The 22,297-nt window shown below is 32.3% G+C and carries 23 protein-coding genes and 4 tRNA genes; 26 read left to right on the forward strand and 1 reads right to left on the reverse strand.

Features of this window, described 5'->3' with window-relative positions:
• The first annotated feature begins 81 nt into the window (after positions 1-81).
• From EAG11_RS00795 to EAG11_RS00840, 10 genes are all read left to right on the forward strand, one after another.
• Complete coding sequence (locus EAG11_RS00795) at positions 82-1,260, forward strand: T9SS type A sorting domain-containing protein (RefSeq protein ID WP_129537449.1); 1,179 nt, start codon at positions 82-84, stop codon at positions 1,258-1,260.
• A gap of 229 nt (positions 1,261-1,489) precedes the next feature.
• Positions 1,490-3,229, forward strand: a complete 1,740-nt coding sequence (locus EAG11_RS00800) for a hypothetical protein (RefSeq protein ID WP_129537450.1) — start codon at positions 1,490-1,492, stop codon at positions 3,227-3,229.
• Complete coding sequence (locus EAG11_RS00805; protein WP_129537451.1) at positions 3,148-4,260, forward strand: S9 family peptidase; 1,113 nt, start codon at positions 3,148-3,150, stop codon at positions 4,258-4,260. The genes EAG11_RS00800 and EAG11_RS00805 overlap by 82 nt, the downstream gene beginning before the upstream one ends.
• 343 nt (positions 4,261-4,603) lie before the next feature.
• A complete protein-coding gene (locus tag EAG11_RS00810; RefSeq protein ID WP_129537452.1) occupies positions 4,604-4,972 on the forward strand; it encodes a hypothetical protein in 369 nt (122 codons plus the stop codon).
• A 372-nt stretch (positions 4,973-5,344) separates the two neighbouring features.
• The gene (locus tag EAG11_RS00815) at positions 5,345-5,674 is read left to right on the forward strand and encodes a hypothetical protein (RefSeq protein ID WP_129537453.1); all 330 of its coding nucleotides are present in this window, start codon (positions 5,345-5,347) and stop codon (positions 5,672-5,674) included.
• Positions 5,675-6,047: 373 nt separating this feature from the next.
• Positions 6,048-8,015, forward strand: a complete 1,968-nt coding sequence (locus EAG11_RS00820; RefSeq protein WP_129537454.1) for a putative porin — start codon at positions 6,048-6,050, stop codon at positions 8,013-8,015.
• A 51-nt stretch (positions 8,016-8,066) separates the two neighbouring features.
• The gene (locus EAG11_RS00825) at positions 8,067-9,428 is read left to right on the forward strand and encodes a pyridoxal-phosphate dependent enzyme (RefSeq protein ID WP_129537455.1); all 1,362 of its coding nucleotides are present in this window, start codon (positions 8,067-8,069) and stop codon (positions 9,426-9,428) included.
• 90 nt (positions 9,429-9,518) lie between these two features.
• On the forward strand, positions 9,519-10,001 hold the full coding sequence (locus tag EAG11_RS00830; RefSeq protein WP_129537456.1) for a 3'-5' exonuclease: 483 nt from the start codon (positions 9,519-9,521) through the stop codon (positions 9,999-10,001).
• 59 nt (positions 10,002-10,060) lie between these two features.
• Positions 10,061-11,332, forward strand: a complete 1,272-nt coding sequence (locus EAG11_RS00835; RefSeq protein ID WP_129537457.1) for a DUF2851 family protein — start codon at positions 10,061-10,063, stop codon at positions 11,330-11,332.
• 67 nt (positions 11,333-11,399) lie between these two features.
• Positions 11,400-11,627 (forward strand): PspC domain-containing protein, encoded by a 228-nt coding sequence (locus EAG11_RS00840; protein WP_129537458.1) that lies wholly within the window; start codon positions 11,400-11,402, stop codon positions 11,625-11,627.
• A gap of 74 nt (positions 11,628-11,701) precedes the next feature.
• Here EAG11_RS00840 and EAG11_RS00845 read toward each other — a convergent pair whose 3' ends face one another.
• Positions 11,702-13,153 (reverse strand): amino acid permease, encoded by a 1,452-nt coding sequence (locus EAG11_RS00845; RefSeq protein WP_129537459.1) that lies wholly within the window; start codon positions 13,151-13,153, stop codon positions 11,702-11,704.
• A gap of 237 nt (positions 13,154-13,390) precedes the next feature.
• On the opposite strand from EAG11_RS00845, the gene EAG11_RS00850 reads away from it, so the two are divergent.
• The 16 genes from EAG11_RS00850 to rplL all read left to right on the forward strand — a co-directional run bounded on the left by EAG11_RS00850 (position 13,391) and on the right by rplL (position 22,172).
• A complete protein-coding gene (locus tag EAG11_RS00850; protein WP_129537460.1) occupies positions 13,391-14,278 on the forward strand; it encodes a helix-hairpin-helix domain-containing protein in 888 nt (295 codons plus the stop codon).
• 10 nt (positions 14,279-14,288) lie between these two features.
• A complete protein-coding gene (locus EAG11_RS00855; protein ID WP_129537461.1) occupies positions 14,289-15,431 on the forward strand; it encodes an acyl-CoA dehydrogenase family protein in 1,143 nt (380 codons plus the stop codon).
• A gap of 380 nt (positions 15,432-15,811) precedes the next feature.
• On the forward strand, positions 15,812-16,006 hold the full coding sequence (gene rpsU, locus EAG11_RS00860) for a 30S ribosomal protein S21 (protein ID WP_039111382.1): 195 nt from the start codon (positions 15,812-15,814) through the stop codon (positions 16,004-16,006).
• 165 nt (positions 16,007-16,171) lie between these two features.
• Complete coding sequence (locus tag EAG11_RS00865; RefSeq protein ID WP_129537462.1) at positions 16,172-17,068, forward strand: tyrosine-type recombinase/integrase; 897 nt, start codon at positions 16,172-16,174, stop codon at positions 17,066-17,068.
• Positions 17,069-17,099: 31 nt separating this feature from the next.
• A complete protein-coding gene (gene hpf, locus EAG11_RS00870; RefSeq protein WP_129537463.1) occupies positions 17,100-17,402 on the forward strand; it encodes a ribosome hibernation-promoting factor, HPF/YfiA family in 303 nt (100 codons plus the stop codon).
• A gap of 90 nt (positions 17,403-17,492) precedes the next feature.
• Positions 17,493-17,566, forward strand: a tRNA-Thr gene (locus tag EAG11_RS00875).
• A 55-nt stretch (positions 17,567-17,621) separates the two neighbouring features.
• Positions 17,622-17,702: transfer RNA gene (locus EAG11_RS00880), tRNA-Tyr, on the forward strand.
• Positions 17,703-17,754: 52 nt separating this feature from the next.
• Positions 17,755-17,826 (forward strand) — tRNA-Thr (locus EAG11_RS00885).
• A 55-nt stretch (positions 17,827-17,881) separates the two neighbouring features.
• Entirely contained in the window at positions 17,882-19,069 is a 1,188-nt protein-coding gene (gene tuf, locus EAG11_RS00890; protein WP_129537464.1) for an elongation factor Tu, read from the forward strand.
• Between the two features lie 61 nt (positions 19,070-19,130).
• Positions 19,131-19,201, forward strand: a tRNA-Trp gene (locus EAG11_RS00895).
• Positions 19,202-19,219: 18 nt separating this feature from the next.
• On the forward strand, positions 19,220-19,417 hold the full coding sequence (gene secE / locus EAG11_RS00900; RefSeq protein ID WP_035619188.1) for a preprotein translocase subunit SecE: 198 nt from the start codon (positions 19,220-19,222) through the stop codon (positions 19,415-19,417).
• A gap of 10 nt (positions 19,418-19,427) precedes the next feature.
• The gene (gene nusG / locus EAG11_RS00905; RefSeq protein WP_129537465.1) at positions 19,428-19,979 is read left to right on the forward strand and encodes a transcription termination/antitermination protein NusG; all 552 of its coding nucleotides are present in this window, start codon (positions 19,428-19,430) and stop codon (positions 19,977-19,979) included.
• A 67-nt stretch (positions 19,980-20,046) separates the two neighbouring features.
• Positions 20,047-20,484 (forward strand): 50S ribosomal protein L11, encoded by a 438-nt coding sequence (gene rplK, locus EAG11_RS00910; protein WP_035619182.1) that lies wholly within the window; start codon positions 20,047-20,049, stop codon positions 20,482-20,484.
• Between the two features lie 13 nt (positions 20,485-20,497).
• Positions 20,498-21,187 carry a 50S ribosomal protein L1 gene (gene rplA / locus EAG11_RS00915; RefSeq protein ID WP_055094620.1) on the forward strand — a complete coding sequence of 230 codons (690 nt, stop codon included), beginning with the start codon at positions 20,498-20,500 and terminating at the stop codon, positions 21,185-21,187.
• A 22-nt stretch (positions 21,188-21,209) separates the two neighbouring features.
• The gene (gene rplJ / locus EAG11_RS00920) at positions 21,210-21,710 is read left to right on the forward strand and encodes a 50S ribosomal protein L10 (protein ID WP_129537466.1); all 501 of its coding nucleotides are present in this window, start codon (positions 21,210-21,212) and stop codon (positions 21,708-21,710) included.
• Between the two features lie 93 nt (positions 21,711-21,803).
• Entirely contained in the window at positions 21,804-22,172 is a 369-nt protein-coding gene (gene rplL / locus EAG11_RS00925; RefSeq protein WP_039111372.1) for a 50S ribosomal protein L7/L12, read from the forward strand.
• Positions 22,173-22,297: the final 125 nt, after the last annotated feature.

Raw genomic sequence — 22,297 nt, forward strand, 5'->3', positions numbered from 1 at the left:
TCAGATATTGGTAATTTTGATAATTTTTTTTACGGAGAATATAGTTTAGGGTCAGTTGCACCTTTGAAGACATGCACGTATTTGATAACTAAAAATCCATCTCCAATTTTTGAAATTAGACCTGTATCACAGGTGATTTATTGTGATCCTTTATATGGGGGGTACCGATTTTATGTCTCGAATAGTTATAATTCTCCTGGTAGTTTATCTTATACTTGGGATGTTGGGTGGGGATGGAGTAGAAATGGAGTTCCAGTCAATGGGAGGTTTTCTACGACAGAAGCTTATATAGATTTACGTCCCACTGATTTCAAGTTCTTACCCTCAGATGTTCAAGTTACTCCTGTTTTGAATAATGTAAATCAGGCTACAAAGGTTTGTTCTATATCGAGAAATAGTTTTGGTGGAGATTTCTTTAAAATTAGTGGTAACAGTTCAGTTTGTATTCAATCAGTTTCAGAAGTATACGATGTTGTAAATCTTTTTAATGGATGCACAATTAGTTGGGATTCATCAAATATCTCAGTGGCAAAAGTTACCACTTCGGGAACTCAAGCTATAGTTGTTCCAGTTTCAAAAGGGGGTTTTAATTTGGTTGGAGTAATAACAAATGAATGTGGTCAAAATACAACAATTACAAAATCTATTAGTGTTATTGATTCATCAGGTTTATATTTTGAAATAGAAAGATTGAATCATTGTGAGTTTAGATATATTGGAATTAACAGGAATGGCGGTTCTTTTGTTTATAATTGGGAACTTGTTAAAAGTGAGGGTGTTTCGAGTTTTTATGGAGGCAATTCGGAGGCTTATTTTTCTGCTTGTCCACCATTCTCGATAACAATGAGGTTAAAAGGGACAAATACGTGTGGTACTTTCGAGCGATTAGTATCGGATTGGTTAAATAATGATGATGAAGAATTACAAAGAATTGTGAACCCAAATAAATCAAATCTCATTTTAGATAACTATTCTGTTAGTGAGTTTGATTCTAATATTGTTAATAATGCGGAGTTTGAAATATATCCTAATCCATCAAATGATATTGTAAATATAAAATTTAAGAGAGATAATTTTAAGTTAAAATTAAATTCTAAAATTATTGCTAAGCTTTATGATATTAGTGGTAAGAAAAAAAGAGAAGTTGTAATTTCTGACAGTGTTACTCCAATTGATATACATAGCTTGCAAAAGGGGATTTATATTTTAAAGATAAGTACAAATGAATATGAAGAAAGTCATAAGGTATTAGTTAATTGATTTGTTTTCTAATTGTTTTGATAAGTACTGGTGCTTTTTACTGATTGATTGTTGAAAAAATAATAATAAAACGCAAAAGCTACAGCAGTAATGTTGTGGCTTTTGTTTGTAATAATTTAAGGTTAGCGTATTTCTGTAGAGAGGTGTTTGTGGAATGTACATTATTTATGTAGTTTTACGAGCAATAGTTGAATTGTTGAACTAGAATTATCCCTAATAAAATAGAATTATGAAGTTTAAAATGTATTTGCTTGTTTCTTTCTTTTTTGTTGCAATTGCATCATTTGCACAAAAAAAATCACTTACTGTAGATGATTTTGATAATTGGAAACAAATAGAAAAAGCACAATTATCAGAAAATGGCGCTTATTTAGTATACGAATATAATCCCGGAAATGGTGATGGTAAGCTTGTTATTGTTAATGTTAAAACAAAAGTATCTGATACAATTTCTAGAGGATATGATGCTCAAATTAATGGTAAAAGTACGTTTGTATCATTTAAGATAAAACCAGAAATAGCCGTTAGACGAAAAGCTGAAACAAAGAAATTAAAAAAAGAAAAACTGCCTATTGATTCTTTGGGAATCTATGTGTTTAAAACCAAAGAGATAAAAAAATATCCAAGTCTGAAAAATTTTAGTCAACCCACTGAAGGAGGGGATTGGCTTGCCTATAAAACTATTTTAAAAACAGTAAAAGCCAAAGATTCAGCTGGAGTTGATAAAAAAATAAAGGTAAAACCAAAGAGTGATACTCTAGTGGTAATTTATAATCCGATAAATAAAGATAGTATCGCATTTTTGAACATCAAAACATTTAGTTGGTCGAAGAAAGCTGACAAATTATTGCTTCATTCAGAGAAAAAGAAAGATTCTTTAACCGCATCTGCATTATTATATTTTGACGCAGGGAGTAAAAAGACGGATACTATTTTTAAATCAAAAGGAACAATATCAAAGATTGCTATAGAGGATAAGGGAGAAAAGTTAGGATTCCTATTTTCATCAGATACAACAAAAATAAAAAAATACCAGTTGTATAAAGGGACAAAATCATTGTTAGCAGAATTAAAAGCGAACAGAATTAAAAACCTCCCTGAGAACTGGAATTATTCAGATAAAGGAGATTTGTTTTTTTCGAAAAATGGGAAAAGATTATTTTTTGGAAATGCTTTATTTGAAGGGGAAAAGCGTAAAGATACTTTATTAAACAAAGAACGTGCGACATTAGATATATGGGCATGGACAGATAAAGAATTACAGCCAGAACAGATTGTAAATAGTAAAAAAGAACAAAACAGAACCTATCAAGCAGTATATGATTTTAACTCAGATAAAGCAGTACAGTTAGCAAACACTGTAGTTCCTGATATTAAAGTATTAAATAACGGAGACGGAAATTTTGTTTTAGGAGCTGATGATGAATCTTATAAAAGAGCTTCTTCATGGAATGCTTTAGCTATAAAAGATTTTTATAAAATTGATATTAATACAGGAGAACAAAGCCTATTGATTAAAGAACAAGAGCAGATATGGTTTGGAGGTTCTCAAAAATATGCTGTTTATTACAACAGAAAGGATAGTATTTATTATACTATTGATTTGAAAAACAATCAGCAGAAACCATTAACCAAAGGGACAAATGTGGTTTGGTATGATGAGAGAAATGATCAGCCTAATGAGCCTTCTCCATACGGTATTGCTGGTTGGGATGAAGGAGATAAATTCGTTTATATCTATGATCGATATGACATTTGGAAGTTTGATCCAGAATCAAAAATACAACCTAAAAGAATCACTAAGAACGGAAGAGAAAACAAAAAGATATATCGATACCTTCAGATTGATAGCGAAGAGAAATTTATAGATTCTAAAAACAAGTTCTATTGTCTGTTTTTGAAGAAAGTACTAAAAAAGCAGGATATGTCTATTCCGATTTTAACAAAGAAAAAACACCAACAGTTATAATGGAAGGGGATTATTTCTTTACAGCTCCAAAGAAATCAAAAAATAGTAAAATGATTTTTTATACTAGACAAAATTATCAACAGTATCCTGATGTTTGGATTACTACAACTGATTTTGAATCTCCTGAGCAAGTAACAAATGCAAATCCGCAACAAAAAAATTATAAATGGGGTTCAGTAAGTTTGGTAGAGTGGAAAAATAATGATGCAATTACTTTACAGGGATTATTGTACAAGCCAGAAAATTTTGATCCTAACAAAAAATACCCAATGGTAGTATATTTTTATGAATTGAGTTCAGATACATACCACCGCCATTATGCTCCTCAGCCTAGCAGATCTACAATTAATAGAACATTATACGCTAGTAATGATTATTTTGTTTTTGTTCCTGATATCATTTATAAAAAGGGGCTTCCTGGAGAGAGTGCTTATAGCTGTATTGTGAGTGGCGTGGAGAATATGATAAAACAATATCCAGCAATCGATGCGAAACATATAGCGCTTCAGGGACAAAGTTGGGGAGGATATCAAACGGCATATCTTATAACGCAGACAAATATGTTTGCAGCTGCTATGGCAGGAGCTCCAGTTAGTAATATGACTAGTGCTTACGGAGGTATTCGATGGGAGACAGGTATAAGCAGAATGTTTCAGTATGAACATACGCAAAGTAGAATAGGCGAAACTATTTGGGGTAATTTAGATGCTTATATAAAAAATTCCCCTTTGTTTTATGCCGATAAAGTGCAAACGCCTTTGTTAATGATGCATAATGATAATGATGGGGCAGTGCCATGGTATCAAGGAATTGAATTTTTTACTGCATTACGCCGTTTAGATAAGCCAGTATGGATGTTAAATTATAATGGAGAACCGCATAATCTTAAGGCTGATAGCTGGGGTAACAGAAAAGATTTGTCAACGAGAATGAAACAATTTTTTGATCATTATTTAAAAGGTGAAAAAACTCCAGAATGGATGCTCAAAGGAAGATTAAATCTTGAAAAAGAAAGCAATAAAGCATATTAAAATAAATAGGTATGTGAGATTAAATGGAGTTAATTTTTTTACATCGATGAGGTAACTATACAGCTCTTAATTTTAAGAATTTGATAAAACTGTCCAAAATATTTTGGGCAGTTTTTTTTTTGAACAAGAATTTCTATGGAATTTAAAATAAAATGTCTTTTTAGCTATTGATGAATATATAGCGGATATTGTTGTTGAGTGGTTTGTTATTTTGTGAATAAGTAAAATATTAAGTGTAAAAAATGCTAAATAATTGTATTATTAACTTTATATTAACTATTTTATTGTTGGTAAAATATATATTTGATATTCTATTAATAAAATATTAACCAAAATAAAAAAAATGAAAAAATTACTTTATTTACTAGTTTTCTGTCCTTTTTTAGGTTTTTCACAAAACGATCCTAATTATGCCGTAGATTGTGATGCAAATGACATTATAAAAGAAATATATTACCAAGATGGCTATACTGTAATGAAATGTACAGATGCTAATGGGAACTATGTTCTAAATGTAATAGGTGTCGCTCCTGGATCTGGTGGAAGTAACGGAGGAGGTAGTGGAGGAGGTAACGGTAGTGGCGGACCTGGAGTTGATACAGGAATGTCTGAAGATCCAGGACCAGAAGATTCAGGACCAGGTAGAACTTGTATTAACACTTGGGTAAGGGATAATAATGCATGGCAACAAACTGTATACTGTGGAGGATAATGGTTTTAATCCTATCGTTCAAGTAATAGAAATGGTTAAGTTTGTATCTGAACTTGTATAATTAGGATTGGAATAGCAAAATAAAAGGCATTAAAAAGTCTTTCAAAAAGAAAAGGAGTGGGAATCCATTATGGATTTTAACTCCTTTTCTTTTTGAATTTATGTAAAATTTAAAATAAAATGCCTTTTTAGAATCGATGAATATAACAATGTATATTAATATTTAATAGCACGTTATTTTGTGAATAAATAAGGTATTAATCATTAAAATTGATAAATGGTTAAATGATTAACTTTATGTTAACTATTTTATTGTTAGTAAAATATATATTTGATATTCTATTAATAAAATATTAACCAAAATAAAACAAAATGAAAAAATTACTTTATTTACTAGTTTTCTGTCCTTTTTTAGGTTTTTCACAAAATGACCCTAACTATGCTGTAGATTGTGATGCCAATGATATCATGAAAGAAATATATCAAGAAGGGAATAATACCATTATAAAATGTACTGATAAAGATGGCAATTTTGTATTAAATGTAATACCGAATAATCAGGGCGGAGGTGGTAGTGGAGGTAATGGGTCTGATACAGGTTTGTCTCAGGATCCTGGTAAGGAAGAAGGTCCTGGAAGAACATGTATTAATACATGGGTAAGAGGAGAAAAGAATTGGGTGTTAGTTTCTTATTGTGGATAATCTTAAAATAGTATTGATAATTATAGGGTAGTTTTACAGACTTTGATTCGCAAATGAATTTAAAAAGTCATTCCGTTATCTAGTATTAAAGAAAGAGCTAAAAGTCTTAAAATAAGAAAAGGAGTAGGGATCTATGTAGATTCTAGCTCCTTTTTTTATTTCTAAGCATTTAAGAGAGGATATTAATTGAAGAAGTAGAAGTTTTTAATACCTCATTATTCAAAGAGATTTTTTTGTAGAGTATTGACTTGTAATATACTTAAGCAATATTTACCAATATCCTATTTCTTTAGTTCTAGTCAAATTTTTTTCATTTACCTTTGCCACATTCAAATAGTTGATAATAATATCTAAATATATATAACCCTTTCAAATGAGAATTCTTTTTTTAATTTATCTTTTAGTACTACCCACACTATTGTTTTCTCAGGCAAAAGTAAATAATAAAAGTAATCTAGACATGAATGGTGTTCATCGTGGGCTTAACGATACCATAAAAGCGAAGAAGAAAGTTGCAAGGATAGATCAATATAGATATATAACACTTGAACGTGATACTACTTATGTAGATACGTCGCTTACAATCCAAAAAGAATACAGTCATAATTATTTGCGAAAAGATAATTTTGGATTATTACCTTTTTCGAATATTGGACAAACATACAATACGCTTCAATACAGTTTAACTGATTTTACTCCATATCCAGAAATGGGGTTTAAAGCCAAACACTTTAATTTTCTTGAAGCCAATCAGGTTCAATATTATTCTGTAGCAACTCCATTGACAGAATTGTTTTTTAAATCGACAATCAATAAGGGACAATTGCTAAATTCATTTATCACCCTGAATATGAGTGAGCGATTTAATATTTCAGCAGAATACAAAGGGTTACGATCTGAAGGGAATTATATAAATCAATTGTCGAGTACAGGAAATTTTAAATTAACTGCAAGTTATAGTACTAAAAAAGGACAATATTATATTAACGGACATTATACTTATCAAGATATCTTGAATGAAGAAAACGGAGGGATAACTACGGCAGAAGATTTTGAAAGTGGCGATCCTGATTTTAAAAACAGACAAAGATTAGAGGTGTATCTTACTGATGCAAAATCATTCTTAAAGGGAAAGAGACTGTTTTTTGATCATGCATATAGAATAAATGAGACCCAAGGAAATAATAATCTATATGTCACTCATCAATTTAATTATGAAAATAAATTTTTCGAATACAATCAACCCACAGTGTTATCAGCGGTTCTTGGTTCAAGGAATGTACTTCGATTTGGAGAGTCGTATGTAACAAGTAATATTAATGACCAGTCGCATTATAACAAAATGTATAATAAGGCAGGAGTAGTATATGAAAATATATTGTTAGGGAAATTTCAATTTTTTGTAGATGATTTTAGAAGTAATTCATACTACGGAAGAGTTATAATTTTAGATAAAGGAAAAATTATCCCTAGTTCATTAAATCAAGAGATTAATAGCTTTGGAGGTCAATATGAATATCAAAAAAATAAGTGGAATGGAAGATTTTTATATTCAAGATCAATTACAAACCAGTCGCTATCAAATTTAGAAGCAAAGCTTAAACATGATTTTAGTGATAAAATTAAATTTTCATTTGAATATCAAAACATAAATAAGTTACCTAATAATAATTATTCTTTGTATCAAAGTAGCTTTGTAGAGTACAATTGGTCTGAAAGTTTTAAAAATGAGAAGATTAACTCTTTAAGCGCAAGTGCAACTACACCATGGGTTAATATGTCATTTCAGTATTCAGTATTGAATGATCATCTCTATTTTGAAGATAAATCGACAGCTTTACAAGCTAATCAAGGTACTCAAATTATAAAACCAGCCCAATATAGTGGTGCAATTAATTACTTAGAAGTAAAGGCAGGAAAAGAATTTAAATTTGGACGCTTTGCCTTAGATAATACAATTTTATATCAAAAAGTAGATCAGGCTGATGCTATATTAAATGTACCAGAAATTGTAACAAGAAATACGCTGTATTACACTAATTATCTATTTAAAAAAGCACTTTTTTTTCAAACAGGAATTGTGTTTAATTATTTCACTAGTTATTATGGAAATGATTATAATCCTGTAATTGGTGAGTTTTTTGTTCAGAATAAGAAAGAAATAGGAAATTACCCGAACTTAGACTTTTTTATAAATGCAAGAATCAGACAAACAAGAATCTTTTTTAAAATAGAGCATTTTAATTCGTCGTTTTCAGGTAGTAATTACTATTCAGCACCTAATAATCCTTACCGTGATTTAGCTATCCGTTTTGGTTTAACTTGGAATTTCTTCCAATAAAATAATTAATAATAATGGGAATCAGATTGTATAATTTCCAAACTTAATAAAATGAATTACTCAAAAAATATTTTAGAAACAATCGGTAACACGCCTTTAGTAAAACTTAATAAAATCGTTACCGAAATAGATGCCTTGGTTTTAGCCAAAGTAGAAACTTTTAATCCAGGAAATTCGGTTAAGGATAGAATGGCAGTAAAAATGGTTGAAGATGCCGAAGCCGATGGACGTTTAAAACCAGGAGGAACCATTATCGAGGGAACTTCAGGTAATACAGGAATGGGATTGGCACTAGTTGCAATTATAAAAGGATACAAGCTTATTTGTGTAATTTCGGATAAGCAATCAAAAGAAAAAATGGACATCTTGCGTGCTGTGGGTGCAAAAGTTGTGGTTTGCCCAACAGATGTAGAGCCTACAGATCCTCGTTCATACTATTCAGTATCGAAACGATTGGCAGAGGAAACTCCAAATTCGTGGTATGTAAATCAATATGATAATCCATCAAATGCATTAGCGCATTATGAGCAAACTGGACCTGAAATCTGGGAACAAACAGAAGGTAAAATAACTCATTTTGTAGTTGGAGTAGGTACAGGAGGAACAATATCGGGAGTTGCAAAATACTTAAAAGAGAAAAACCCTAATATTAAAATCTGGGGAATAGATACTTATGGATCAGTTTTCAAAAAGTACCACGAAACTGGTATTTTTGATGAGAACGAAATTTATTCATATATAACTGAAGGAATTGGAGAAGATATTTTACCAAAAAATGTTGATTTTTCGTTAATAGATGGATTTACAAAAGTAACAGATAAAGATGCAGCTGTTTATACTAGAAAAATTGCACTTGAAGAAGGAATTTTTGTGGGTAACTCAGCAGGAGCTTGTATAAAAGGATTGTTGCAACTAAAAGAACATTTTACAAAAGATGATGTCGTAGTTGTTCTTTTTCATGATTCAGGAAGTCGTTACGTAGGTAAGATGTTTAATGATGATTGGATGCGTGAGCGCGGTTTTCTAGAAGAGAATATTACTAAAGCCGAAGATGTTATAAAAGATCATATCGACAAGCAATTAATTGTTGTACGTACAGAAGAATTGGTTTCACACGCTATTGAAAGAATGCGTAAATATAAAATATCTCAAATTCCAGTAGTTGATATTACAGGCTTTGTAGGTTCAGTTGATGAAACTGATTTATTTAGAAGTTACGTAGCAGATAAAAATGTAGCCGAAAAACCAATTAAAGAAGTAATGGGAAAACCTTTTCCTATTGTGAAATTAGGAACACCGATTGAAGAAGTTTCTAAACTTTTTACAAAAGAAAATGATGCTGTCCTTGTAGAGTTAGGAAACGGAAGGCATCATATTATTACCAAATACGATATTATTGGTTCGATAAAATAAAGCAATAGTTCGTACAATTTAAATAGCCACAAATCTAACGGGAGTTCTCGTTGAATTTGTGGCATTTTTAGCTTATAAAAAATATTAAAAATGACTTTTACAGCTATAGATTTTGAAACAGCTACAGGACACCATCCCTGTTCAGTAGGTATTGTTACAGTAGAGAATGGGGTAATTGTAGATGAGTTTGTTACTCTGATTAAACCGCCTAATAACGAGTACTCGCCATTTACAATTAGAGTGCATGGTATTTATCCACGAGACACAATAAATGCTAAAACATTTACTCAAGTATTTCCAGAAATAAAAAAGCGTCTAGAAAATAGAATTGTTGTTGCTCATAACGAAAGTTTTGATCGTAATGTATTAGCGAAATCAATGGCATTATATGGTTTAGATTATGAAGATTTGAATATTGCTTCACGTTGGGAATGTACCGTTAAAATCTATAAAGCAAAAGGACTAAAGCCAACTAAGTTGAGTGATTGTTGCCGTGAAATGAATATTCAACTTAATCATCACGAAGCCTTGTCAGATGCACGTGCTTGTGCTAAATTATATTTATTGAGGTAATTTTCTTATATTTTTAAGTTTTTTTGAATTACTTTAGTCAATCTTTAAAAGACTAAATAATGAAAGAAGATTTTCTACATTACCTATGGAAATATAAAAAGTTTGACACTTTAAATCTCAGAACGTTCAATAATGAGGAACTTGTAATAATTAATGTTGGTCAGTATCTAGAATTGGCAGGGCCAGATTTTTTTAATGCTCAAATAATAATTGGGAATCAAAAATGGGCAGGAAACATTGAAATTCATTTAAAATCTTCTGATTGGTATTTGCATAATCATGAAAAAGATATAGCCTATGAAAGTGTTATTCTTCATGTAGTTTGGGAACATGATAGTGAAGTATTCAATCAAAATAACTCTGAGATACCCGTTTTGATTTTAAAAAATTATGTTTCAGAAGAAATCATTAAAAATTATAAAACGTTAATAACTCCTAAATCCTGGATTTTTTGTGAAAAAGAGATTAAAGATATTAATAAGTTTTCATTTCTAAATTGGCAAGAGCGCTTGTTTTTTGAGCGATTAGAACGTAAATCGAAGGCTGTTTATGATCTATTAGAAAAAACTAATAATGATTGGGAAGCAGTTTTATTTTGCTTCTTAGCTAAAAACTTTGGTTTAAACACCAATGGAGATTCTTTTTTACAATTAGCCCAATCAATACCGTTTACTATTATTAGAAAAGAAAGTTTTGAAGTTGAAAATTTAGAAGCCTTGCTTTTTGGTAATGCTGGGTTATTAGATGCTGATAAAGAAGATAATTATTTTAAAGATTTAAAAATCAGGTATTTTTATCTATTGCATAAATATCAATTAGAGAGAGTGCATGTTGAGCCCGTGCAGTTTTTTAAGCATCGTCCTGACAATTTTCCGACTATCCGCCTTTCTCAATTGGCTAATTTGTATCATAAATACCAAAATTTATTTTCAAAGATTATAAATTTAAAGACGGTTCAGGAAATTTATGATTTGTTATTGGTTCCGGTCGCTCCATATTGGCAAAATCACTATCAGTTTGATAAAGAAAGTCCTTTTAAATCAAAGAAAACGGTTTGCTCCTTTGTCGATTTACTTATTATTAATACTATTATTCCAATAAAGTTTGCCTATACTAAAAAACTAGGTGAATTTATTTTAGAAGATTTAATTGTTATTTTAAATGAAATTAAACCTGAGAAAAATGCCGTTATTGATAAGTTTAAAGCATTCGATATTAACGCAGTTAATGCTTTAGAAACACAATCTTTACTACAGCTAAAAAATGAATATTGTAATAAAAATAGGTGTCTTGATTGTGTTGTTGGATTGGAATTGTTAAAGGGTAATTAGAGAAAACAAAATTAAGGAATCAGAAGATGGGTAAATTTTGTATTTTTGTCTATTATTTGAAGTATATATGTCAGCAATTATCAAACTTAAATTCTTTTTTGAAAAATACGGTTTTCACGTTTCTTCTAGGTTAGCCGATAGATTAGGAATGCGCGTAACAAGCGTTCGTTTATTCTTTATATATATATCTTTTGTTACGGCTGGACTTTGGTTCGGAGTCTATTTAACATTAGCGTTCTGGATTAGATTAAAAGATTTGGTTCGTGCAAAAAGAACTTCTGTTTTTGATTTATAACTCATTTTACTCCATAAAAAAAGGGATTACAAAGCAATAAAACTTTGTAATCCCTTTTTTAGTATTTTTATTTTTTATTTATCTGGATTGTTTAATTTACTGTTTTTCTTACCGTAGGTAAAGTAAATAAGTACACCCAAACTCATCCATATTACAAGTCTTACCCAGCTTTCATTTGGTAATGAATACATTAATGCTAAGCAAATTACAATTCCAGCAATAGGCACAAAAGGAACTAATGGAGTTCTAAAAGATCTTGGAGCATCTGGCATTTTTTTACGCATTACCATTACCCCAATACATACTAATACAAATGCTAATAAGGTACCAATACTAACCATATGACCTAAATCACTCACTGGAACAAATCCAGCAAATAGACTTACAAATATCAAAAAGAAAATGTTAGTTTTCCAAGGAGTACGGAATTTAGAGTGAATTTCACTAAAGAATTTTGGTAATAATCCATCTTTACTCATAGTGTAAAACACACGGCTTTGTCCCATTAACATTACTAATATTACAGAGGTGTAACCAGCTAAAATTGCAACGATTAAACCTGTTTGTAAAAATGAATATCCAGTTTTAGCAAAAGCAGTTGCAGCAGGTTTTGCATCGCCAGCAAATTCGTAATATGGTACAAGTCCAGTCATTACGTGAGCAAATAAAACATATAGTATAGTACAAATTACTAGTGATCCTAAAATACCGATAGGCATTCCTTTTTGTGGGTTTTTTGCTTCTTGTGCAGCTGTAGAAACTGCATCAAAACCAATGAATGCAAAAAATACCGTTCCAGCTCCAGCAGCGATACCAGACCAACCAAACTCACCAAAAACGCCTGTATTATTAGGAATATAAGGAGTGTAGTTTGCTGTGTCAATATGGCTCCATCCTAATACAATAAAAACGATTACAACGGTAACTTTTAAAACAACTAAGAAATTGTTTATAGAAGCTGATTCTTTTGTACCTCTAATTAATAATAATGAAAGTAAAGAAACAATTATTATTGCAGGAAGGTTCAATATCCCTCCCTCGATAACAGTTCCGTCGCTAAGTTTTAATGTTTCCCAGGGAGAACATATTAAATTATGAGGCAAATGTATATTGTATTTATTAAGCAATTCGAGTAGATAACGAGACCAACTCACGCCGACTGTCGCGGCTCCTAATGCATATTCTAGTACTAAATCCCATCCAATTATCCAAGCCATGAATTCACCCATTGTGGCGTAAGAATAGGTGTAAGCACTACCAGCAACAGGTATCATTGAAGCAAATTCAGCGTAACAAAGACCAGCAAAAGCACATCCTATTGCGGCAAGAATAAACGATAATGTAACTGCAGGTCCAGCATGTTCTGCTGCAGCAATTCCTGTTAGTGAAAATAATCCAGCTCCAATAATTGCTCCTACTCCAAGTGCTACTAGAGAGCGTGAAGATAGAGTTCTTTTTAAGCCTCTTTCAGATTCGGAAGCTTCATTAAGCAATACCGATAGTGGTTTAGTTTTCCAAATTGACATATATTATTTTGGTTAATTGTTATTAAGCTTCAAATGTATTGTTTTTTATAAAAAATAAAAACATTTAGTGCGTTTTAAGTTGTAAAATAATTAATTTTATGAAGAATTGTTGGTTTGTCCTACTTTTTATCTTGACTATATTGCTCGTTTTAGTTTTTAAATATAAAATAAATCTTGTTAAATTTATATTTTTTTGGCTTAATTTACAATTCCAAATAAAATATAATTTACTTAAAGATGAATTTTAGAAAAATCCTTACTTATTTTAAATTTAGCAGAGATCAAAGAATTGGTATTTATTTACTTTTTGCAATTATAATAGTTTTGCAGTTGATCTATTTTTTTGCAGATTTTAGTTCGTCATCATATTTCTTTCCTGAAAAAGAAAAATGGATGTCTTTACAAAAAGAGATAGATTCAATTAAAAATAGTGATGGCGATAAAGAAGAAAAAAAGTATTCATTTAATCCTAATTTCATTACTGATTATAAAGGCTATAAATTAGGTATGACTGTAGATGAAATTGATCGGTTGTTGGCTTTTAGAAAAGAAAATAAATATGTTAACTCACCCAACGAGTTTCAGGATGTAACTAAGGTTTCAGATTCTTTATTAGCCACTATGACTCCTTATTTTAAATTTCCTAATTGGATACTTAATAAGAAAGAAGTAAGAGGTAATAAAAGTTATTCAAGCGAGAAGAAATTTCTTAAAAAGGAGAAAATTATATTAACAGATATTAATCAGGCATCTCAAGAAGATTTGGTTAAGGTTTCTGGTGTAGGAGAGGTTCTTTCTTTGCGGATTTTAATGCAAAAAGAAAGATTTGGATATTTTGTTTCGATGGAGCAACTTAAAGAAGTATGGGGGCTTTCGCCAGAAGTCATTTCGAATTTGAATAATCATTTTGAAATTTCAGAACTCACTTCTTTTAGAAAAATAGCAATAAATGACGCTTCTCTAAAGGAACTTTCTAGCTTTCCGTATTTCCGATATGCGCTAGCAAAAGCAATAGTAACTCATCGAAGTATGAATGGAAATATAAATAATATTGAGGATTTGATAAAAATTAAGGGCTTTCCTGTTGAAAAAGCAAATATAATTCGTTTATATTTGGAGTTCTAAAAATATACTAATGAATTTTGAATATAACGAAACGCAATCTATGATTGCTCAGTCCATAAAAGAATTTGCTGAAAAAAATATCCGTCCTTATATAATGGAGTGGGATGAAGCGCAAACATTTCCAATTCCGCTCTTCAAAGAATTAGGAGCAATGGGGTTTATGGGGGTCTTGGTTCCAGAAGAATATGGTGGATCAGGATTGGGATATCATGAATATATAACGATTATTGAGGAAATTTCAAAAGTAGATCCTTCAATTGGATTGTCAGTCGCGGCTCACAATTCATTATGTACAAACCATATTTTGACTTTTGGTAACGAAGAGCAAAAGAAAAAGTGGATTCCTAAATTAGCAACTGCAGAGCATATTGGTGCGTGGGGGCTAACAGAACATAATACAGGTTCAGATGCAGGAGGTATGAATACAACGGCTGTTAAGGATGGGGATTTTTGGGTTGTGAATGGAGCGAAAAATTTTATAACACATGCTATTTCGGGAGATATTGCAGTTGTAATTGTTCGTACAGGAGAAAAGGGAGATTCTAAAGGAATGACGGCTTTTGTTTTTGAAAAAGGAATGCCAGGCTTTTCGTCAGGAAAAAAAGAAAATAAATTAGGTATGCGAGCAAGCGAAACAGCGGAGCTGGTTTTTGATAATTGCCGTGTGCCAGATGCTAATAGATTAGGAGAAGTTGGACAGGGTTTTGTACAAGCAATGAAAATCTTAGATGGAGGGAGGATTTCAATAGGAGCATTATCTCTAGGGATCGCTAAAGGAGCATATGAAGCGGCGTTGAAATATTCAAAAGAAAGGTATCAATTCGGGCAACCAATCAGTAGCTTTCAAGGGATCTCGTTCAAGTTGGCAGATATGGCAACTGAAATTGAAGCTTCGGAATTATTATTGCATAAAGCAGCGTTTTTGAAACAACAACATAAACCGGTAACCACGATGGGAGCAATGGCTAAGATGTATGCTTCAGAAGTGTGTGTAAAAGTAGCTAACGAAGCAGTTCAAATTCATGGAGGATATGGATATACAAAAGATTTTCCAGTAGAAAAATTCTATAGAGATTCTAAGTTGTGTACTATAGGTGAGGGAACTACCGAAATTCAGAAACTAGTTATTTCAAGAAATATCTTAAAAGATTAGATTATATAATTAAGAACATGTTTATAAAAAAATGCCTCAAATAGTGTCTGACTTTTTGGGGCATGTTCATTTGTGTTGATTGGCTTCTTCTTTTATGGTTGACTTTCTGCTATAAACGAAGTTCATTGAGTATCAATTAAAATAAATGTTAAGCGAAGTGATTCTTTTGTTCTTAAAGAAAGAACAAAAAGGATTTTCGTTTCAATTCTTCATGTAATGCTATAATGTTGTTGTGTCGAGTATTGATTAGTGAAATTATTTATGATCGCTTATCTCAATAATAAATATTTCATTAGGAAAAAAAATAATTCATAATTTATGACTCGTAATTGGAAATAATGTTTACTTTTGCACACTTAACGAAAGGGGGTGTCAATATTATGTTAATTATACCAATTAAAGACGGAGAAAATATCGATAGAGCATTAAAGCGCTATAAAAGAAAATTTGATAAAACAGGAACTGTTCGTCAGTTAAGAGCACGTACTGCTTTTATTAAGCCATCTGTAAAAAATAGAATCAAAATTCAAAAAGCTGCTTACATTCAAAACATGAAAGACAACTTGGAGAGTTAGATAAAATCTATATTCAAATAAATACCGTTAGTCATCAAAATTTTATAACTTTGATGCTAACGGTTTTTTCGTTTTATAAATCGAACGATTCTGAATCTTAGAATTGTAAAGGAGGGATGGTAGTGTTGTGTTCTTTAGAGAAGTAAAAAAAAACATAAGGTAAGAGTGAAAACAAATAAGCAGGCATTTCAAGAGTATCTTCAGTTGGAGAAAAAATATTCTTCACATACTTTGGGTGCTTATATGAATGACGTTGTTTCTTTTGAGTTATTTAATAAATTGCATTTCGATCAGGAAAATATTGATCAGGTGAATTATAGTCAGATTAGGTCATGGGTGGTTTCACTTGTGGATGCTAATGTGTCAAATGTTTCTGTTAATCGTAAGATGGCGTCTCTAAAAGCATTTTATAGGTTTTTGTTAAAGACGAAGCAAATAGAGATTAGTCCAATGCAGAAGCATAAGGCTTTAAAGACTCCTAAGATGGTGCAGGTGCCGTTTTCGGAAAAGGAATTGATAGATTTGATAAATCAAATGGGAGATTCTGAGGGGTTTGAAGGGGTTAGGGATAAATTGATAATTGATTTGTTTTATACGACAGGTATCCGAAGGGCGGAGTTGATAGGTTTGCTTGGAGTTAATGTTGATCTGTCTGCTAATACGATTAAAGTGTTGGGGAAGCGTAATAAAGAACGAATTGTTCCTGTTTTGCCTGTTGTTGCTGAGCAGTTTTTGTTGTATGTAAAAGAACGTGAAAGTGTTGAGAATATAGTTGATGGGGAATATTTTTTTATTACTAAAAAAGGGTTAAAATTGAATGAAACCTTTGTGTATCGATTAATAAATTCATACTTTAGTAAAGTCTCTGAAAAGGTAAAAAAAAGTCCTCATGTGCTCCGGCATACATTTGCGACTCATTTATTGAATAACGGGGCTGATTTAAATTCAGTAAAAGAATTATTAGGACATTCTAGTTTGGCGTCTACCCAGGTGTATACACATAGTAGTTTGGCGACTCTTAAAAAAGTGTATGCAGATGCGCATCCTAGGAATAAAAAGTAGTTCTTAAATGTTTAATTCTAAAATAACTATTATGAAGGTAAGTATTAATGCGGTTAACTTTACTGTTGACAGAAAATTGGTAGATTTCGTTCAAGAAAGAATGGATAAGTTGGAAAAGTATTATGACAGGATGGTATCAGTAGATGTTTTTTTGAAAGTTGAAAAAACAAGTGACAAGGAGAATAAAATTGCTGAGATAAAGATTAATGTTCCTGGTGATGATTTTTTGGTTAAAAAGCAATGCAAAACCTTTGAAGAGGCGGTTGAGCTTTCGGCCGAGTCCTTAGAAAGATTGTTGGTTAAGAGGAAAGAAAAAATAAGAACACATATTTAATGTAATTTTTTTGAAAAAATGTTTTGATTCAAAGATAAAATAGCTACATTTGCAGTCCGTTAGAAATAGCGGACTTTTTTTATCAAAAATGCCAGCGTAGCTCAGTTGGCTAGAGCAGCTGATTTGTAATCAGCAGGTCGTGGGTTCGAGTCCCTCCGCCGGCTCTAAATAGTTCAAATGCGATTTGAAATTGTTCATGTAATTATTGATAAAAAAAAAGGGGAGATACTCAAGCGGCCAACGAGGGCAGACTGTAAATCTGCTGTGAGAACTTCGCAGGTTCGAATCCTGCTCTCCCCACAAAAAAAAGATTTTAAATAGTGATATTTAAAGTCGAAGATTAAAATGCTCTGCCGGTGTAGCTCAGGGGTAGAGTGCTTCCTTGGTAAGGAAGAGGTCTCGGGTTCAATTCCCGACATTGGCTCAAGTAAGTAGGAAATTGAAAATTAATATATAACTAAGATTAAAAATTAAGTAAAATGGCAAAGGAGAATTTTAATCGTTCCAAACCGCACTTAAACATAGGTACAATTGGACACGTAGATCACGGAAAAACTACATTAACTGCAGCAATTACTAAAGTATTGTCTGATGCAGGTTACTGTCAAGCTAAATCGTTTGATCAAATCGATAACGCTCCAGAGGAGAAAGAAAGAGGTATTACAATTAATACTTCACACGTAGAGTATGAAACAGCTAATCGTCATTACGCTCACGTTGACTGTCCAGGTCACGCGGATTACGTAAAGAACATGGTTACTGGAGCAGCTCAAATGGATGGAGCTATCTTAGTAGTTGCTGCTACAGATGGTCCAATGCCACAAACACGTGAGCACATCCTTTTAGGACGTCAGGTTGGTATTCCAAGAATCGTTGTTTTTATGAACAAAGTGGATATGGTTGATGATGCTGAGTTGTTAGAGCTTGTTGAGATGGAAATCAGAGACTTGTTATCTTTCTACGAGTATGATGGAGATAATGGTCCTGTTGTTCAAGGTTCAGCTTTAGGAGGATTGAATAATGATCCTGCTTGGGTTCCTAAAATTATTGAATTAATGGAGGCTGTTGATGCTTGGATCGAAGAGCCAGTGCGTGACGTAGCTAAACCATTCTTGATGCCAGTTGAAGATGTATTTACAATTACAGGACGTGGAACTGTTGCTACAGGTCGTATCGAAACTGGTATTGCTAATACAGGAGATCCTGTTGAAATCATTGGTATGGGAGCTGATAAATTAACTTCTACTATTACAGGAGTTGAGATGTTCCGTAAAATCCTTGATAGAGGAGAAGCTGGAGATAACGTAGGTTTATTGTTAAGAGGTGTTGATAAAGAATCTATCAAAAGAGGAATGGTTATCATTAAGCCAGGATCAGTAAAACCACACGCTACTTTCAAAGCAGAGGTTTATATCTTGAAAAAAGAAGAAGGTGGACGTCATACTCCATTCCATAATAACTACCGTCCACAGTTCTACGTACGTACAACTGACGTAACAGGAGTTATTACTTTACCAGAAGGAGTAGAGATGGTAATGCCAGGAGACAACTTGACTATTAATGTTTCTTTATTAAGCCCAATCGCAATGAGCGTAGGTTTACGTTTCGCTATCCGTGAAGGTGGTAGAACTGTAGGAGCAGGTCAGGTAACTGAAATCGTAGGATAATCCTATAAAATAAATTTTAAAAGCCAGTTGGTTTTCTTAACTGAGACCACTGGCTTTAATTACGGGCGTAGTTCAAGGGTAGAATAGCGGTCTCCAAAACCGTTGATGGGGGTTCGAATCCCTCCGCCCGTGCAATAATAAATATATCTCATGACAAAAGTTGTTAATTACATATCAGAAGCATTCGAGGAATTGAAGTCAAATGTAACTTGGCCAGCATGGGCAGAAGTGCAACGATTGACAATTGTAGTAGCTGTATTTTCAGTATTATTCGCTTTGGCAACTTGGGGAGTAGATGAATTTTTTGCAAAAGCATTGGCTGGATTTTTTAACTGGATAAAAGCGTAATTTTTTTGTAATGGCAGATAATAATGTGAAAAAGTGGTATGTGGTTCGAGCAGTAAGTGGACAAGAAAATAAAGTCAAAACTTATATCGAAACGGAAATTGCCAGATTAGGTATGGGTGATTATGTTTCCCAAGTTTTAGTTCCTACTGAAAAAGTAGTAACTGTGAAAGAGGGTAAAAAAATAGCTAAGGATAAAGTATATTTTCCTGGATATGTTATGATCGAAGCCAATTTAGTTGGTGAAATACCTCATATTATTAAATCAATAACTAGTGTAATTGGTTTTTTAGGTGAAACTAAAGGTGGAGAACCTGTTCCGCTTAGATTATCTGAGGTAAACAGAATGCTAGGTAAGGTTGATGAACTGGCTGTTAATACAGATACACGTTCGATTCCGTTTAACTTAGGAGAAACAATTAAGGTTATTGATGGACCTTTCAATGGTTTCAATGGAACAGTTGAAAAAATCAATGAAGAAAAGCGTAAGTTAGAAGTAATGGTTAAAATTTTCGGAAGAAAAACTCCATTAGAGCTAAGCTTTATGCAAGTAGAAAAAGTATAATTTTCGTTACATCTATAATAATCACTACAATTGCTTCCAATAATTGCAGTGTTAAATTTTTTAAAAAATGGCTAAAGAAATTAGTAAGGTAGTTAAACTACAAGTTAAGGGAGGTGCTGCGAATCCGTCGCCACCGGTTGGACCTGCTTTAGGAGCTGCTGGGGTTAATATCATGGAGTTCTGTAAGCAATTTAATGCTAGAACACAAGATAAACCTGGCAAAATATGCCCAGTACAAATTACTGTGTATAAAGACAAATCATTTGATTTTGTTGTAAAAACTCCTCCAGCAGCAGTTCAGTTAATGGAAGCTGCAAAGCTAAAATCTGGTTCAGGTGAGCCTAATCGTAAAAAAGTAGCTAGTGTTACTTGGGAACAAATTAGAGCTATTGCTGAAGACAAGATGCCTGACTTAAATGCATTCACTATGGAGTCTGCAATGAGTATGGTCGCTGGAACAGCTAGATCTATGGGTATAACTGTATCAGGAGATTCTCCTTTTTAATTAAGAGAAAGACATGGCAAAATTGACAAAAAAGCAAAAAGAGGCTGCTTCAAAAATTGAAAAGAACAAACTATATTCTTTAAAAGATGCAGCTGCATTAATTAAAGTTATAGCTTCTGCAAAATTTGATGAGTCTGTTGATATCGCAGTTCGATTGGGTGTAGATCCAAGAAAAGCGAATCAAATGGTTAGAGGTGTGGTAACATTACCTCACGGAACAGGTAAAGATGTAAAAGTATTAGCATTAGTTACTCCAGATAAAGAAGCAGAAGCTAAAGAAGCTGGAGCAGACTATGTAGGTCTTGATGATTATTTACAAAAAATAAAAGATGGTTGGACAGATGTTGATGTTATCATCACTATGCCAGCTGTAATGGGTAAATTAGGTCCATTAGGTCGTATTTTAGGACCTAGAGGTTTAATGCCAAACCCTAAAACAGGTACTGTAACTATGGATGTTGCAAAAGCTGTTCAAGAGGTTAAAGCTGGTAAAATTGACTTTAAAGTTGATAAAACTGGTATCGTACATGCAGGAATTGGTAAAGTTTCTTTTGGAGCTGAGCAAATTTATGACAATGCACACGAAATTATTCAAACATTAATCAAACTTAAACCAACTGCTGCTAAAGGTACCTACATTAAAGGAATTCACCTTACTAGCACTATGAGTCCAGCAATTGCTTTGGACCCTAAAGCAGTATAATTGGTAGTTAAAAATTTTTAGTATGACTAGAGAAGAAAAATCAATCGCGATTGAAGATTTAACTGCACAGTTAGCTGGTACAAATATTGTTTATGTAGCAGATATTTCTGGACTAAATGCAGAAACAACTTCAAATTTGAGAAGAGCTTGTTTTAAAGCAGGTATAAAATTAGAGGTTGTAAAAAACACATTGCTTGCAAAAGCTATGGAAGCTTCTGAAAATAATTATGGTGAGTTGCCTTCAGTATTGAAAGGAAACACTTCAATCTTTATTTCAGATGTTGCAAATGCACCTGGAAAAATTATCAAAGATTTCCGTAAGAAATCTGATAAACCAATTTTAAAAGGAGCTTTTATTAATTCAGAAGTTTACATTGGAGATGATCAATTAGATGCATTAGCAACTATCAAATCTAAAGAAGAACTTCTTGGAGAACTTATTGGATTACTTCAATCTCCAGCTCAAAGAGTTATCTCTGCTTTACAAAACCAATTCGCAAACAGCGAAGAGGCAGAAGCATAATAACAAAAATGCGAGGGGATCGTATTTCCTTGCTGCTTAAATAGCGCACAATAAATAATTATATTTTACAAATCATTTTAAACGATAGAAAAAATGGCAGATTTGAAACAATTCGCAGAACAATTAGTTAACCTAACAGTTAAAGAAGTTAACGAATTAGCAACAATATTAAAAGACGAGTATGGTATTGAGCCTGCTGCTGCAGCTGTTGTAGTTGCTGCTGGTGGTGATGTAGCTGCTGAAGAAGCACAAACAGAATTTACAGTTGTATTGAAAGAAGCTGGTGCTTCTAAATTAGCTGTAGTTAAATTGGTAAAAGAACTTACAGGTTTAGGTCTTAAAGAAGCTAAAGATGTAGTTGATAGTGCTCCAAGTAACGTTAAAGAAGGTGTTTCTAAAGAAGAGGCTGAAGGTCTTAAAAAATCATTAGAAGAAGCTGGAGCTGTTGTTGAGCTTAAATAATTCAACTCAGTTTTAAGAACTAGGTTTAGGTCTTGAGTTATCTCAATGGCCTAAACCATTTTTCGTATAATAAAATATAGCATGTTTTATTATCAAATAGTTTAAAATACGAAAAAGTTTTTGAT

Origin of the sequence: Flavobacterium sp. 140616W15 (assembly GCF_003668995.1) — a bacterium.
In the GTDB taxonomy this organism is placed as follows: Bacteria; Bacteroidota; Bacteroidia; order Flavobacteriales; family Flavobacteriaceae; genus Flavobacterium.